Annotated in this window: 9 protein-coding genes; all 9 read right to left on the minus strand. The window is 71.6% G+C overall.

Going from position 1 to position 15,246, the window contains the following annotated elements:
• Positions 1-702 carry a hypothetical protein gene (locus tag IIE03_RS24590; RefSeq protein ID WP_192865433.1) on the minus strand — a complete coding sequence of 234 codons (702 nt, stop codon included), beginning with the start codon at positions 700-702 and terminating at the stop codon, positions 1-3.
• Complete coding sequence (locus tag IIE03_RS24595; RefSeq protein WP_192865434.1) at positions 699-2,396, minus strand: serine/threonine-protein kinase; 1,698 nt, start codon at positions 2,394-2,396, stop codon at positions 699-701. The genes IIE03_RS24590 and IIE03_RS24595 overlap by 4 nt, the downstream gene beginning before the upstream one ends.
• Before the next feature lie 101 nt (positions 2,397-2,497).
• Positions 2,498-4,162 (minus strand): FHA domain-containing protein, encoded by a 1,665-nt coding sequence (locus tag IIE03_RS24600; RefSeq protein WP_192865435.1) that lies wholly within the window; start codon positions 4,160-4,162, stop codon positions 2,498-2,500.
• Positions 4,163-4,184: 22 nt separating this feature from the next.
• Positions 4,185-5,018, minus strand: coding sequence for a PP2C family protein-serine/threonine phosphatase (locus IIE03_RS24605; protein WP_318843160.1), 834 nt, complete (start codon positions 5,016-5,018; stop codon positions 4,185-4,187).
• Positions 5,015-6,979 (minus strand): RDD family protein, encoded by a 1,965-nt coding sequence (locus IIE03_RS24610; RefSeq protein WP_192865436.1) that lies wholly within the window; start codon positions 6,977-6,979, stop codon positions 5,015-5,017. The genes IIE03_RS24605 and IIE03_RS24610 overlap by 4 nt, the downstream gene beginning before the upstream one ends.
• The gene (locus IIE03_RS24615; RefSeq protein ID WP_192865437.1) at positions 6,976-9,432 is read right to left on the minus strand and encodes a transglutaminase TgpA family protein; all 2,457 of its coding nucleotides are present in this window, start codon (positions 9,430-9,432) and stop codon (positions 6,976-6,978) included. The genes IIE03_RS24610 and IIE03_RS24615 overlap by 4 nt, the downstream gene beginning before the upstream one ends.
• On the minus strand, positions 9,429-10,778 hold the full coding sequence (locus IIE03_RS24620; RefSeq protein WP_192865438.1) for a DUF58 domain-containing protein: 1,350 nt from the start codon (positions 10,776-10,778) through the stop codon (positions 9,429-9,431). Before IIE03_RS24620 ends, IIE03_RS24615 begins: the two co-directional genes overlap by 4 nt.
• On the minus strand, positions 10,775-11,755 hold the full coding sequence (locus IIE03_RS24625; protein ID WP_225998285.1) for an AAA family ATPase: 981 nt from the start codon (positions 11,753-11,755) through the stop codon (positions 10,775-10,777). Before IIE03_RS24625 ends, IIE03_RS24620 begins: the two co-directional genes overlap by 4 nt.
• A 77-nt stretch (positions 11,756-11,832) precedes the next feature.
• Positions 11,833-15,246: fibronectin type III domain-containing protein (locus IIE03_RS24630; protein ID WP_192865439.1), on the minus strand; the 3,414-nt coding region annotated here is incomplete at its 5' end.

A 15,246-nucleotide genomic window follows, 5' to 3' on the forward strand; every position in this document is an offset into this window, starting at 1 on the left:
TCAGGCGTCGTCCTTCAGGTCGAGCAGGGGCAGGTCGTCGGCGGTCACCAGGCGTGAGGCGACGGCGTACTCGACGAGGCGCGCCCTGCGGTTGGTGGCCTGGGATCCGGAGTCGCCGCGCAGGCCCTTGACCCCGATCCGGTCGAGCTTCTCGCACACGTTGTCGAGCTTGCGGTTGAAGCGGGTGCTGGCCCAGCCGAGCCGCCGGGCAGCGGCCGCGGAGCTCGGGATCTCGCTCAGCCCGCTGCCCTCGCGGCGCAGCATCGGCTCGGCGAGCGCCACGATGAGCTGGCGCTGGCTCGTGGTGAACCGGATGGCGCCGATCGTCGTGGCCCCGGCGACGTCGTCGTCGTCGGACGAGATCTCGTGGTACGGCGCGTCCTCGAGGTGCAGGCTGAGCTCGTAGGTGGTGGGGCCTGCCGTGAACACCACCGACGTGCTCGGGAAGACGATGGGCAGCCGGTTGCCCGGGGGCAGCCAGGACTGCACCCCGCCCCCGGCGTCGCACACGGTGGCGGCGATCAGCGAGCCGACGTTCGACAGCCACCAGATCCCGTCCTCGTGCGTCACGCGCAGGAAGCGGCGGTGCAGGTAGGGGTTGTCGTCGACGGTGAGGTCACCTTCGCGGCCGATGTCGAAGCTCTCGCTGTCGCCCTCCGGGCGGAACCACTCGCCGCAGAACTCGATCGAGAGCGAACTCATCCGCCGGCCCCTTCCGCGGCGACGCAGGCCTCTGCCGGGTCCGAGACGTTGTTGTCGCGCATCGTCACGACCTCGACGCACGTGTCACCGGCCTCCCGTGGCACGGTGACGGTCGTCTCGTTGCCGAGCGGCTCGTAGATCGTGGTCTCGTCGGAGAGGCGCCGCACCCGGTAGCCGAACTGGTCGCCCTCCTCGAAGGAGTTGGGCCGCTCCCAGGTCACGATCACCTGATCGCCGTCCGGCTCGGCCTCGAGCTGGAGCGGAGGCGCCAGGTAGTTGGGCACGATGTCGTCACCGAAGTCCCCACCGACCGTCTCGGCGACCGTCGGGTCGTCCCCCTCGTCGGCCGGCGCGTCCCAGGGCCTCAGCAGGAACACGAGGATCCCTATCCCCACGAGCGCGACCACACCCAGGATCGGCGCCACCAGCCGCCACGGGCTGGGCTTGGGCTCCTCCTCCTGCGGCGTCGGCGCGACGTACTCCTGGGCCCCTCGCTGGCTCGCGGGCAGCGACGTGCGCGCCACCGTCTCCTCGACGGTGCCGACGCCGGAGCGGTCGCCCGCGACGAACGGCAGGTCGGGCGCCGAGGTGTGGCTCATGGACGACGACGGCGCCCCGGCGTACGGCGGAGCCCCGGCACCCGTCGTGGCGGGCGGGCCGAAGCCGCCCGCAGGCGAGGCGGTCGGCACGAAGCCCGGTGAGGTGCCCGGCCCGGCCGCCGGCGGCGCGGCCGGCGGTGCCTGCTGCCCCGGATCGATCGAGACGATGTTGCGGAACCTGGTGCCGTCCTGCTCGTCGTCCTCCTCCTGGTGCATCTGGCCGGACTCGTCGAGGATGTCGATCGGCGTCATGTCGCGCGACATCTCGACCTGGACCTGCTGCAGCGCCCGCGCGAACGCCAGCGCCGTCGGATAGCGGGAGGCGGGCCGCTTGCTCATGGCCGTGGCCAGCACGCGCTCCAGCGACGGCGGGACGTCCGACCGGCCGAGCGCCGGAAGCGCCGCGGTCTCGATGCGGGCCATCAGGTCCGCCGACCGGTTCGACCCGCCGGGGACCTCGAACGGGGTCCGGCCGGCCAGCAGCGTGTAACAGGTGGCGGCCAGGCCCCACACGTCCGTCGCGATCCCGCTGACCGGCGGGTCCTGGAACGACTCGGGCGGGGACCATGGGATGGACATGCCCTCGGCCGCGGATGCCTGGTCCACCGTGGACGCGATGCCGAAGTCGGTGAGGGCCGGGTGGCCGAACTGGGTGACCAGGATGTTCGCGGGCTTGATGTCACGGTGCAGGATGCCCAGGCGGTGCGCGGTCTCCACCGCCCCGGCGATCTGGATGGTCGTCCGCAACGCCTCGGCGACGGAGAACCGCTCGCTGCGGTACCGCGCCCCGAGGTTCGGACGCGAACAGAACTCCATCGCCAGGTACGGGCGGCCGTCCCCAGCCGTTGCCGCCTCGTACATCGTCACGATCGACGGGTGGTTGCCGAGCGTGGCCATGAGGTCGGCCTCGGCATCGAACGTCTCCCGCTGGGTGGCGCTCGACCACTCCTTGAGCAGCACCTTGATCGCGACCTGACGTCGCGGTCGTTGCTGCTCGTAGAGGAACACATCCGCGAAGCCCCCCGAACCGATGACCCGCTTGAACTCGTAGCCATCGATCTGCGGCGGCGCGGATGGCGCTCGCTTGCTGCTCACTCGGTTCCTTTCCTGTCTTGGACTCGTCGAGTGCACCGGGACCGTGGGCTCTGGGGCGTGAACCCCACAAGTACCGTGCGCTCAGCGGAGGATCCGGAGATTCACCAGATCCCCTCGAACTTGAGGGTCACACCGTCTCCCAGGTCGACCACGTCGCCGTCCGCGACGATCTCCTTCTCGTTCGGGTGGAGGCGACGCGGCGGCTGACCCGGACGGATCAGCGTGGTGCCGTTCGTCGTCGCCATGTCCGCGACCAGCACGTGCCACTCCTCGAGCGAGATCTCGAGGTGCGAGCGGGAGATGTCCTGGTTGGGACTGGACACGGTCACGAGTCGCGGGATCTCCGACGCGGACGTCGTCGACGTCCGCGGGCGGCGGCCCACGATCACCGAGCGATCCAGCTGGATGATCTGCTCCCCGCGCGCACCGGCGGCGCCGGCCTGTGCCGATCCGGTCGTGACCACGAGCCGGCCCAGCGGCGGGCGGGCCGCGGTCGACGGTTCGCCGGACAGGGCCTCGCCGCACGTGCGGCACGTCGGGCGCGCGGGCGGGTTCGCGTGGCCGTTCGGGCACGTGACGGCCAGGATCTGGACGCCGCCCGAGATCGGCTGCGACTCGACGGCGGGCGTCGGCGACGACGCCGGGCCACCGGGACGTCGCAGGGCCGCGAGATCGGACTGCATCACGGTGTGGCCGTCGTGGTCGTCGGGCTCCTCCACCTCGTCGACGGCCGCGGCGCGGTGCGCGGCGGCCGGGGTCCCATCCGTCGTCGCCGGCGACGACGCCCCCGGGAAACTGCCGGGGATCTCGGAGATCAGGCTCGGCGCTTCCCAGGCCTCGCCCGCTCCGTCGGCGGGCCCGGACGCGGCGTGCGCTCCCGCGGGCTCGGCGGGGGCGGGGGCCGGGTCCACCACCGGGACGGAAGACGCGGGCCCGGGAGCGGCCGAGCCCTCGCCCTCCTCCTCGTCGTCCTCCTCCGAGACGCGGACCGCGGCGTCCTCGACGCTGCGCATGATCGTCTCGCCGAACAGGTGCTCGTACTCGTCCTCGCCGTCGCCACCGACCTGCGTGGCCTCGGGCACCGGGCTGTCCGACACCGGCGCCGCGGGCGCGGCGAACGACGGACCGGGCCCGTCGCCCGGGCTTCCGACCGGCTCGGCCGGGGGCGGCGGCGGGACCGGCGGGGTCGCCGGGGCGCCACCGACTCCTGGGATCTTCGCGAAGACCGAGGCCGCGTCTGGCTCACCGGAGACGGGCGGGGCGGTCGCCGGCGCGCCGGACGTCGAGCCCGCCTCCGCGTCCGCGGTGAGCGCGCGGCGCACCGACGCCGCCGGCACCACCGCGGACTCGACCGGCAGACCGCCGTCGGACGGCGACGCCCCGGGGCCCGTCCCGGACGCCGCGAGCCCCACCACGAACGACGCCGGATCCTCGATGACACGCTCCGACCAGGACACGACGTCCTGGCCGGTCACCTGGACCGGTCCGCCGGCCGTGGCCACCGTCACCTCCACGCCCGAGCCGCGGACGGCCACGTGCGCGGCACCCGTGGACTGGACGGAGACCACCGCGAACGGCGGCACGGCGCGCAGGCCGCCCGGCACGGACGTGAGCACGCCGAGGGCGGCCGCGACACCGTCGGAGACGCCGGCCAGCTCGGTCCAGAGGTCGGTCAGCAGGGTGTCGTCGGCCTTGTCGGGGAGGACCACCACGGTCTCTCCCCGGATCACCGCGCGGGCGGGTCCCTCGGTGTAGTGCACAGTCATCTCGGTCCCTCCGGCGTCTCGGTCATCCGCCGTTTCGTGGTTGCGTGTCTTCCATCAGTCGTCGGCCGCCCGGCACCACGTCCTGGTCGCGCTCTGCGGTGACGCCGTCGGTGTCGTGGGGCACCCCGGTCACATCGACGACCAGCACCGTCACGTTGTCACGACCGCCCGCCTCGAGGGCGGAGTCGACCAGTTCCTGAGCGGCGGTCCCCGGATCGGGCACGGCGAGGAGGATCTCGCGGATCTGCTCGTCGTCCAGCTCGGCCGTCAGGCCGTCCGAGCACACGAGGATCCGCTCGTGCGCCTCGACCGGAACATACCGGAAGTCCGCGTCCGGCTCGTCCGGCCCGCCGAGGGCCCGGGTGATCACGTTGCGCCGGGGATGGTGGCGCGCCTCCTCGGCGGTGAGCATGCCGGCGTCGATCAGTTCCTGGACCTCCGAGTGGTCCACGCTCATCTGTTCCAGCTCGCCGTTGGACAGCAGGTACGTGCGGGAGTCGCCGACGTTGACGATGAGCCAGTACGGCACGCCGTCGACGTAGGCCAGCACGGCACCCGTGAGCGTGGTGCCCGCGCCGCGGCCCTTGGGGCCGGTCTCGATGGCCCGCACCTCCTTCTGGGCGACGTCCACCAGGACGTCGACCAGTTCCGGCTCGATCGTGTCGGCCTCGAGCAGGAAGCTCAGGGCGCCGAGCGCGGTGGCGCTGGCGATGTCTCCGGCGTCGTGCCCGCCCATGCCGTCCGCGACCAGGAACACGCCGTTCTCGGCCAGGTAGGCGTCCTCGTTGATCTTCCGCCGCCGGCCACGGTCGGATGCGGCACCCCACATCAGCGACGGCCGGTTGTCGGAGTTCACCCCTCCGCCCCAGGGTGGACGACGACGCGCCGGTCCCCGAAGTGGATCGTCGAGCCGACGGGGACGCGCACCCGCGCCCCGGCCTCCGCGACCCGGGGTGGCAGGCCCGGCACGGACACCACGGTGCCGTTCGTCGAGCCACGGTCCGTGAGCCAGAGACCCGCGGAGTCGACGCCGAGCTCGGCGTGGTTCTTCGACACCGAGCGCGTCGGGTCCGGGAGCTGGACCAGCTGGACGCCCGCGCTGCCCGGGGCCTGCGGGTTGCGTCCCACCAGGGTCGGGCCGTCCACGCGGACCCTCGCGCCCGACTCCAGCTCCAGCACGGCGCCCATGACCGGCGGCGGGTCCATCGCACCGCTCGAGCCGGTCGGCATCTGCAGCATCGTCTCGTCCGACGCCGGTCCGGCCGCCTGCTCGACGTTGGTCGCGTCCGGGTCGGGGCCCTGCGGAGCCGCGTGCTGTCCGCGTGGCGGCCGGCCGTAGCCGGAACCCTGGCCCTGACCAGGGGGGTCGATGCTGACGGCGCGGGTCGGCTGCGAGTCGCGCCGCTGCGGCTGCGAGATCGGCGGGTACGGCGACGTCTCCAGCAGCGGGTGATCCGGAATCGTGTTCGCGGCCGTGATCGGTCGCGGCGAGTTCGGCGTGGCCGGCGGCGAGGGCGTGGACGACGCCGTCGGCGGCGCGGCCTCGGGCGGGGACGCCGGCGGTGCGCCGGGCAGCATCGGCTGCTGCGGCTGGGCCGAGGGCTGCCCGCCCGGCCACTGCTGGGACGACGGCGCCTGACCCTGCTGGCCGGAGCTCACGGGCGGGAACGGGCCGGCAGGGCCCGCGGCGCCACCCGGCACGTCCGTGATCAGCCCGTCGCCGGTCGGGGGGCCCGATGCCTTGGGGAACGACCAGGGATCCGGCTGGGCAGGGGCCGGTGAACCGTCCGGGGTGAAGGAGGCCGGGGCCTGCGGCCCGGCCTGCTGCACCGGGTCGAACACGGGCGCCTGACCCGCCGACGACGCGGCGGTGTGGGCCTGGCCGGCCGCGCGCAGCGCACCCGGGCTCGCCGGGGCGGCCGGTGAGCCCGGAGCGGGGGTGCCCGGAGCGGGGGTGCGGGGACCGGGAACGCCCCGGCCCGCGGCGCCCTGGCCGGAGGTGACCCGGCCCGGTGCGCGCGGCCGGGAGTCCGGGTCGAAGCCCTCGACGACGGGTGCGGGCTTCTTCTTGATGTCGATCACGACGGCACCCGCCGCCTTGTCGTGCCAGCCCTGCTTGCGACCGCCCTTGTCCCACAGCGGGCTGAGCAGGACCACCCAGCTGCCGACGCCACAGGCCAGGCTGCCGGCGCCGACGACGAGGACGCGCAGGACGATCCGCCAGAAGCCGACCGGCTTCTCGTCACGGGCCGACAGGGTGCGGATGCCGAGCGCGACGTTGCCGAGGGTCTTGCCGGACGTGCCCTCCCAGATCCACATGGACAGGTTCCACACGAGCATGAGGCCGAGGCCACCCCAGAGACCCGCCATCAGCGTGACGAGCATCGCCTGGGCCTCGTTCTCGTCGATGGCGATCACGCCCTCGGGCGGTTGAGCCATGAGGAGGGCGATCCCGTACACGATCCCGAAGAGAGCGCCGCCCACGGCGCCGTCGACCAGGAGCGCGACGATCCGCCTGCCGACGTGTGCGTACACGGGCTCGGGCGCCGCCGGTGCGGGTCCTGGGTCGCGGACGGGAACGAACGTCCCGGTCTGGAACTCGTCGTCGATCCGCGACCCGCCGTGGTGGTACGGCAGGTCCTGGCCGTGGGGCGCACCGTACCCGCCGCCCGCCAGCTGCTGGACAGCACTCTGCGGCCCGGGCTGCTGCTCGACCACGGGCCTGCCGGTGCGCGGGAACTCACGCCCGCACACCCCGCAGTACTGCGTCCCCGCGGCCTGGCGCGACAGGCAGCCGCTGCACACCACGTCCGTCATCGGTTCTCCTTCGAGCCTCGCTTCACCAAGTCCTGCCACACACCCGTCATGCCGCGTCCTCCCGCCATGCGCGCGCGAACGCTGCGCAAGGACAGCGCCGCGGCGATCCTCTGCCGGGTGTTCACGGAAGAGCGTAGGCCCCCGAGGACCGTGTCCACCTCCTCCCAGAAGGAGTCGACCTCGGCCTGCGTCGGTTGCCTTCCGCTGAAGACCGTGGCATCGGCCCGATGGGCAAGCATAAGCGTGCCGGGCGCCTCGTGCTTTGTCGCGATAAGTCCCGCGCCCTCACGCCGCGTCGCCGACCGTGGCACGGACGTGCCCATGTCGGTGACCGCGTCGACCACCTCGTGCCAGCCACCGCTGAACCGGTCGGCGAGCTCCTCGGCGGTCCGCCGCCGGGCCCGGCGGCGCGCCTTGTGCGCGAGGATCAGCACGATCGGGAGCAGTATCAGCGCCAGCGGGATGGCCACCGCGAGCACGATGGTCAGGAGCATTCCCCAGTCGAAGCCCTCGTTGTCGGCCTCGTCCTGCTCCTCGTACTCCACGCTGCCGGCCTTGTTCTGCTCGGGCTCCTCCGGCGGCTCGGGCTCCTGCAGCACCGGCGGCTTGGGCAGCTCCTGCGTCTGGGGCTCGGGCTGGATCTTCGTGTCCTCGTCCGGGTCCACGTCGATCGGGACCCACCCGTACTCCTCGAACGGCACCTCGATCCAGGCCTTGACGTCTTCGCCGCGCACGGTCCAGTCCTCGCCGGCGCTGCGGTCGGACTCCTCGTCCTCGGCGAATCCCATGACCACCCGCGCGGGGATGCCCGTCTGCCGGGCGAGCAGGGCGAACGCGACGGCGAACTGCTCCTCGTCGCCGATCATGTCGTCCTTCTCGAGCAGGTCGTCGATGCGCTCCGCGGCGTGCCCGGGCCGTGACGGCGGCTGCCCCTCCAGGCCACTGGAGAGGATGCCGCCCGCCTCCAGCGCGTCCCGGATGAGGAACAGCTTCTCGGCGGGGTCGGTCGTCTCGCCGGTGTACTGCGCGACCTTGCCGGACACGTTCGCCGGGAGAGACCTCTTGTCGGTCTTCGGGAGCTCGACCTCGGACACGGTCGCGTCGGCCAGCTCCTCCTCGGACGGGTACGTCGTGAGCAGGGTGTCGAGTTCGTAGGTGTCGCCCGGCTGCACGCCGGCGAGGGTGACGGCGGTCTCGGTCTCGCTGTTGTAGTAGGTACCCGCGCCCTGGTCCGCGGCACGCGAACCCGTCCAGGTCACCCCGGTGAGGTCACCGACCTCCGGTACCCACACGTCGCGGTAGGCGAGCGACGTCACCTGGACCGTCGCACGGGTGCCCTGCGCGGCCGTCACGATCCGCTGGCCGACGCGCGTGTAGACGCCGGTCGCCCCGCCCTCGCCCGCGGCGTCGTACACGACGCCGTCGTACTCGTCGAGCGTGGCGAGCCGTACCCGGGCATTCTCCGGGAGACCCGTGATCCGGAGGATCTCGGTCTCCTTCTCGTCCTTGGCGTAGTGCCGGAAGGAGGCGAGCGGCGTCGAGAACTCGTGCAGGTCGAAGGGCGGGGTGATCTCCTCTCGCAGCACGGTGCGCGGGCTGTCCGGCAGGAGCGCCGGCCCGGCGAATCCGGCGGCGACGGCCGCCACGCCGAGGATGATCGCGCCGGTGCGAACGCGGTACCAGACCAGGCGGCGCGTGGCCTCGCGGCTCTGCTCGGTGCTGATCGAGTGGGTACCGACCCGGGCCCCCATCGCCCGGACGCCGCCCCACAGCAGGCCGGCGACGGCGATCACGAGGCCTTGGACGATCGGCAGCGCGGTCTCCAGCGTGCCGAGCAGGATCACGCCGGCGAAACCCGCCATGATCGGCAGCATCGCCCAGGCCGCGTGCCGCACGCGCAGCGCGATCGTCGTCGCGACGAGCGCCACGAGCAGCATCATCAGGTACGGCACGATCGCCAGGTCGGGGAACGAGTACAACGGCGGGACCGTCGTGACGAAGGCCTTCCAGCCCTGGATCGCGCCGAGCAGGAGATCCTGCAGCGTGGTCAGGCTCGGGACGATGCCGAGGATCGCGTCCCGCGGCAGCGCGAGAGGCGCCCCGAACAACAGGTAGCCGACGACGGCGAGCGCGGCCACCGTGACGGCGGGCCAGCGGCGCCAGGCACACAGCCAGGCGACGAACACGCCGAGGACGGCGCCGCCGACGGCGGGCACCAGGTAGCCGAGCGTTCCCCAGACGGGGCCGAAGCCGACGATGATCGCACCGCACATCACCGCGATGGCGCCCAGGTCGAACCAGGCGCCCTTCTTCATCGCCCGCGGGCGCGCGTCGTCGGCGCGCCGCGTCGTACCGCTGCCCCTGGTGCTCGACCCGGTCAGGCCGGACGGCCGCCGACCGTCCGGGTTGATCCCGCGGCGCGCTCCGCCGCGGGTGGTCTCGTCGTGGCTCATCCTTCACTCATCTTTCGCAGCGCCAGCGGCAGGTCGCCGAGCTTGCCGAGGGTCAGCACGCCGAGCTCGGCGATGGCGTGCCGGGACAGCGAGGCCCCCGGCACGCACTGGATGGCCATCACCTGCACGCCCACGGGGAGGCGGGCGGAGGCCGAGCGCAGTTCGGTCGGCGTGACGAGGCTGCCGGTGATGAAGGACATCACCGACGCGTCGTTCACCGTGGTGCCCGCGATCCGGGCGAGATCGGCGAGCGTCGTCTTCGTCGAGGTCAGCTCGATCCGCGACAGGTCGTCCAGCAGCCGCGTGCGGTGGTCCCCGCGCAGGTTGCCGGCATCGTTGACCATCACCGTGACGCCCCGGTCCTCGCGGATCGCCTGGAGGCCGAGCGAGCCGCAGACACTGACCGCGAGCTCGAACTCCTCCTCGCTCGCGTAGTCCTCGGCGCGCGTGCTCAGCAGCACCGCGAGGTGCGAGCGCCGGGTCTCCTCGAACTGGCGGACCATGAGCTGGCCGGTGCGCGCGGTGGTCTTCCAGTGGATGTGGCGCCGGTCGTCGCCCGGCACGTAGTCGCGCAGGGCGTGGAAGGACACGTCCGAGTTGGAGATGTCCTGGGTGACCCGCCCTTCGAGGTCCTTGAAGAAGCCGGTGTTCGACCCCATCAGGTTCTTCACCTGCGGGTGCACGAACAATTCCTCCGGCTCGGTCCACGTGACCTCGCGGCGCAGCAGGCCGAGCGGGTCGGCGCGCACGGACTTCACCGGCCCCACGACGATGACGCTGCGGCGCCTCGTGGGGATGGTGAAGATCTCCTCGTGTGCTCCCCCGCCACGCAGGCGCGGCACCGGGAACGCGGCCGTCCCGGTTCCCACTGGGAGCTCCATCACCGAGGGCAGCACCGGGCGCCGGGTCTCGTTGCGCACGTCGAGGCGGCCGACGGCGCGATCGCCGACGGTCACGCGCCGCTGCGCCAGGTCAAGCACCACGGTGTAGCGGAACTTGCCGAGCACGAACGCACTCGCCGCGATCAGGGTCACCGTCAGCAGCACCGCCGCGATCAGCACCTCGACCCACGAGAGCATGAGGCCCGCCACCCACGCCGCCACCGCCGTGACCAGCACGGCGAAGCCGAAGCCGCTGAACGCCTCGGTGAGCGGGCGCAGCCACTCACGTACCGCGGACAGCCTGCGCCGGACCGCTCCCGAGAACGTCACCCAGCCGCGCCGGGTCGCACGCCTCGCGTCCGCGCCGCGCGCACCGAGGCCGCTCGGGGCCTCCGTCCGCTTTCCGTATCCCGGCCGCGACGTCGCACTGGTGGTGACGGGCGGCCGGGTCGCCGTCGTCGTCATGCCGACACACGCTCCTGCGGAGCGGCGACATCGGACAGGATGCGGCCCAGGATGATGTCCGGCTGCGCGCCGGCGAACTCCGCCTCGGGGTCGAGCACGAAGCGGTGCGCCCACACCGGCTGGGCGAGGTCCTTCACGTCGTCGGGCAGCACGTAGTTCCGGCCGTGCGCGGCCGCCCACACCTTGGTGCAGCGCACCAGTGCGAGCGCGCCACGGACGGAGACGCCGACGCGCACCTCGGGCGCGTTGCGGGTCTCCTCCGCGAGACGGGAGACGTACTCGAGCACCGCGGTGTCGGTGTAGACGGTGTGTCCCAGTGCCGACATCTCCGTCACCGCCTTGGTGGTGATCAGCGGCTGCAGCGCCAGGCTGCGGTCCTTCACCGAGGCGCCGGTGAGGATCTCGACGGTGGAGGCGTGGTCCGGGTAGCCCACCGAGGTCTTCATGAGGAAGCGGTCGAGCTGGGCCTCGGGCAGACGGTAGGTACCGGCCTGCTCGATCGGGTTCTGCGTCGCGATGACCATGAACGGGTTGCCGACGCCGTGCCGCACGCCGTCGACGGTGACCTGACCCTCTTCCATGACCTCGAGCAGGGCGGACTGGGTCTTCGGTGAAGCGCGGTTGATCTCGTCGGCCAGCACGATCGACGCGAAGATCGGGCCCTGGTGGAAGTCGAACTTCCCGGTGTTCTGGTCGTAGATCGTCACGCCGGTGACGTCGGACGGCAGGAGGTCGGGCGTGAACTGGATGCGGTTGTGCGTGCCCTGGACGGACGCCGCGATCGCCCGGGCCATCGCCGTCTTGCCGGTGCCGGGTGCGTCCTCCAGCAGGAGGTGGCCCTCGGCGAGCATGCAGGTCAGAGCCAGTCGGATGACCTGGGACTTACCCAGCACCGCCTGCCCGACGTTGCCGACCAGACGGTCGAAGGTCTGTGCGAACCAGGCCGCCTGTTCGGGTGTCATCGTGCTGGTGCTCATGTGTCCTTACTTCCTCGTTTCATGGGAGATCCGTGTCGTGTTCTGTTCGTCGTGTCGGTACCGTGGGCCGGGCCCGCCTACCACGTCGTCCTGCTGTAGGCCTTGCCGTCGATGACCACACCGACCCTGGTGCCGGGGTAGCCGTAGAAGCATCTCAGCTCGATCGAGCCGGACCCGCCGAAGGTCCGGGTCTCTCCGGCGCCGCCCGGCCGGGTGCTCCCGTCGATGATGTTGTGCCAGCCCGGGGTGTCCGGGTTGGTCTCCGACCAGCACTCGACCCGGTGACTGCCGCTCGGGAAGTCGCTGTAGTTCACCTTGTAGTAGGCGCACGACGAGTGGGTGCAGTCGCCGTTGCTGACCCTGGAGCCGTGCACCACCGTGGCCTGGGGGTCGGGGGCGGACACCGTCGTGCCCGTGGCCGACGCCCAGCTACCGCAGCCGGCCGCGTTGCAGGCACGCGCCTGGAGCCTGTAGGTCCTGTCGTAGCCGTTGTTGCCGACGGTGATGTTGGTCGGCCAGCCGCCCTGCTGGATCGTGCCCGAGTTCGACCACGAGCCCGAGGCCTGCCATTCGATCCGCTGCACCGGACGTCCACCGTTCGAGCCCGGGCCGCGCACCGTGAAGTAGCCACCCTGGCCGTTGCCCGACCGGTGCCAGGTGACCCCCGGCGTACCGGGCACGGTGTAGGGGGTGACCGCCGGACTGGATTCCCCGGACCAGGCGGAGCATGCACCCTGGGCGTTGCAGGCGCGCACGCTGAACGTGTAGGCGGTGCCGTTCGACAGGCCCTGGTACGTGTAGGACGTGCCGGTGATCGGGCCCTTCGGGTTCGCCTGGTTCGCGCGGACCTCGTAGTACCCGCCCGTGCCGCGGAAGTCGCCGATCCCGCTCCAGCTCACGTCCGCCTGCCCGTTCGTGTTGCTGCCCAGCCTGGCGGTCGGCGCAGCGGGACGATCGGGCGTGCCGTGCGGCAGGACGGCGTTGGACTGCGGGCTGGTCTCGGACTTGCCGGCCTTGTTCTCGGCTGTGACCTGGAACGTGTAGCTCTTGTCGGTGTCCAGGTTCTCCACGGTCTGGCTCGTGCCCGCGATGTCTGGAAGCGTCCTGACGACCGAACCGCTCTGCAGGATGTCGAGGTCGTAGCTCTTGATCGCGTCACCGTTGTTCGCCGGCGCCGTCCAGTTCACCTCGACCTGGCCGCCCAGGTTGGTGTTCACACGCGTCGCGGTAGGGGCCGCGGGCCGCTCCGGCGGGCCCGCCGGAACCTCCGGCGCGGAGGGGTCGGACCACTCCGACGGATCGGGCGCCTGGTTCTTCGCCTGCACCCGCACCGTGTACGCCGTGCCGTTCTCCAATCCGTCCCACGTCGTACTGGTCCCCTGGAGGCATTCCTTCTGGATGACACCGCTCGGAGGTGGGGGAGAGATCTCGAGGTTCACGCAGTCGATCGGCGAACGGTCCGTGTACGTTCGGTTGACCCACGTCACGTCGAGCGACTTGTCGCCGAACTCGAGGTCCGGCGGCGCCGGCTGGTCCGGCTTCTCGTCGGGACGCGCCTCCTGGGACGGCGGCGACGCCTCACCCAGCCCGACCTCGTTCTCCGCCTGCACCGTGAACGTGTACGTCACGTTGTTCGTCAGACCCTTCACCGTGCACGTCGTCGTGGAGCACGGCTGCTCGTCTCCCCGAGAAGACGTCACCGTGTAGCCCTCGATCGGCGCGCCGTTGTTGTTCGGCTCGTCCCACGACAGCACCACGGTCTCGGACCGCACCTCCTCCACACGCGGAGCGCGCGGAGCCTCCGGCTTCCCGAGCACCGTGAGGTTGACGACCCCGTCGACCTGACGGTCCGGGTCCTTGGTGGCGTCCTGCACCGTGTACTTGACCCGCATCGCACCGTGGAAGCCCTCGTCGGGCGTCACAACCACCTGGTCGCCGCTGTAGTCGGCGGTACCGCTACCCGTCTCGACCACGGGGACGCCGAACAGCTCGAGCGGGGTCTCCGGGAACGGGTTGGTGTCGTTCGCCAGCACGTCGACATTCGTGGCGACGCCCTCATGCGCGCCGTCGACCATGTCCTCGCCCGTGACGGCCAGCGGTCTGGTCGACGCCACGATCTGGACGGTCAGCGCGCCCTCGACCGGATCGGTATGACCGTCGGTGACCGTGAACGGGATGGTCTGCGAGGCACCCTTGGTGACCGACGGTTCCGCCTGGGCCGTCACCGTGCTGCCCTGCACCGAGGCGGCCACACCGTCACCACTGTCCTTCACCTCGAACGACAGCTCGTCGTTCTCCGGGTCACGAACGTAGGCCGCCAGGTCGACGGCGCCCTCGTCCCCAGCCGGAACCTCCAGCACCGGCGACCCCTTGATCTCCGGCGGCTGGTTCTCGGTGGCTCGGACCTCGATCGGAAGCGTGAGGGTCGCCTTGCGCCCGTCGGGATCCTCCGGGCCGTCTCCGTCGGTCACCTCGAAGCTCACGGACGCCGGCCCGATGTAGTCCTCCTCCGAGACGAAGACCATGTTTTCACGGTCCGCCACCTCGACCGACCCCTCGACGGCGCTCACGGTGGACTCCTCCGTGATCCGCGGCTTCAGGCCCTCCTCGACCACGACGTAGTCGTTCAGATCGATCTCGAGCGGCTCCCCGCTGATGGCCTCGAGCGGCTCCAGGCCCGGCTTGAGGTGCGGTGTCAGCGAGTCACCCGGCACCCGGATGAACGCACTCGACTCGAGCCCGTCCATGTCGGTGACGGTGTACGTGACGATCTGGAGGTCCGAGGTCAGGGGAACCGTGACCTTGCCGTCCTCCGACAGCGTGGCCTCCCCGGCGTCCACACCGAGGCTCACCTCGAGGTCCGCGGCGACGCCGTCCGGATCGACGTCGTTGACCAGGACGTCCACGGTGACAGACTCCTTGCCCACCACGTCCGGGACGGACAGGACGTCGTCGTTCGCCACCGGAGGAACGAGCGGCGCATCCCGGGAGACCCTCACCGTGATCACACCCTGTGCCCGCGCCTTGTAGATGTCCTGGATACCGTAGTAGAAGGGATGCTGCCCGGCTTCGGACGGTGCGGTCACGACCACCTGGTCGTCGGCCACGGCGGGCTCGAGGTCGCCGGTGCTGCCGAACAGGGACTCCACCAGGCCGATCTCGTCGCCGTCCGGGTCGGTGTCGTTCGCCATCGCGTCGATCGCCACCATCCGTTCCGGCCGCACGAGAGTCTCGTCATCCTGCGCGACGGGCTTCTGATTGGTCTCCGGCAACGGGGCGATGCCTACCCGGACGGTGCCGATTCCCACGGCGCCCCGGGTGTCCGTGGCGGTGTAGGTGAACGTGTCGGTCCCTACGGCGTCGGGCGACGCCTCGAAGTCGATGAAGCCGTCGGTGATCCGCGCACGGCCCATCGTCGGAGCTCCCGAGATGTCCGACAGCATCACGTAGTCACCATCCGGGTCGATCCCGTCCAACGGCACGTCGATCCG

Source organism: Myceligenerans pegani (assembly GCF_014892515.1).
Classification (GTDB): Bacteria; Actinomycetota; Actinomycetes; order Actinomycetales; family Cellulomonadaceae; genus Myceligenerans; species Myceligenerans pegani.

Bases quoted from the DNA above. Each gene is read 5' to 3' on its own strand.
- IIE03_RS24590 (WP_192865433.1), bottom strand. From the start codon at position 702: ATGAGTTCGCTCTCGATCGAGTTCTGCGGCGAGTGGTTCCGCCCGGAG.
- IIE03_RS24600 (WP_192865435.1), bottom strand. From the start codon at position 4,162: ATGACTGTGCACTACACCGAGGGACCCGCCCGCGCGGTGATCCGGGGA.
- IIE03_RS24610 (WP_192865436.1), bottom strand. From the start codon at position 6,979: ATGACGGACGTGGTGTGCAGCGGCTGCCTGTCGCGCCAGGCCGCGGGG.
- IIE03_RS24615 (WP_192865437.1), bottom strand. From the start codon at position 9,432: ATGAGCCACGACGAGACCACCCGCGGCGGAGCGCGCCGCGGGATCAAC.
- IIE03_RS24620 (WP_192865438.1), bottom strand. From the start codon at position 10,778: ATGACGACGACGGCGACCCGGCCGCCCGTCACCACCAGTGCGACGTCG.
- IIE03_RS24625 (WP_225998285.1), bottom strand. From the start codon at position 11,755: ATGAGCACCAGCACGATGACACCCGAACAGGCGGCCTGGTTCGCACAG.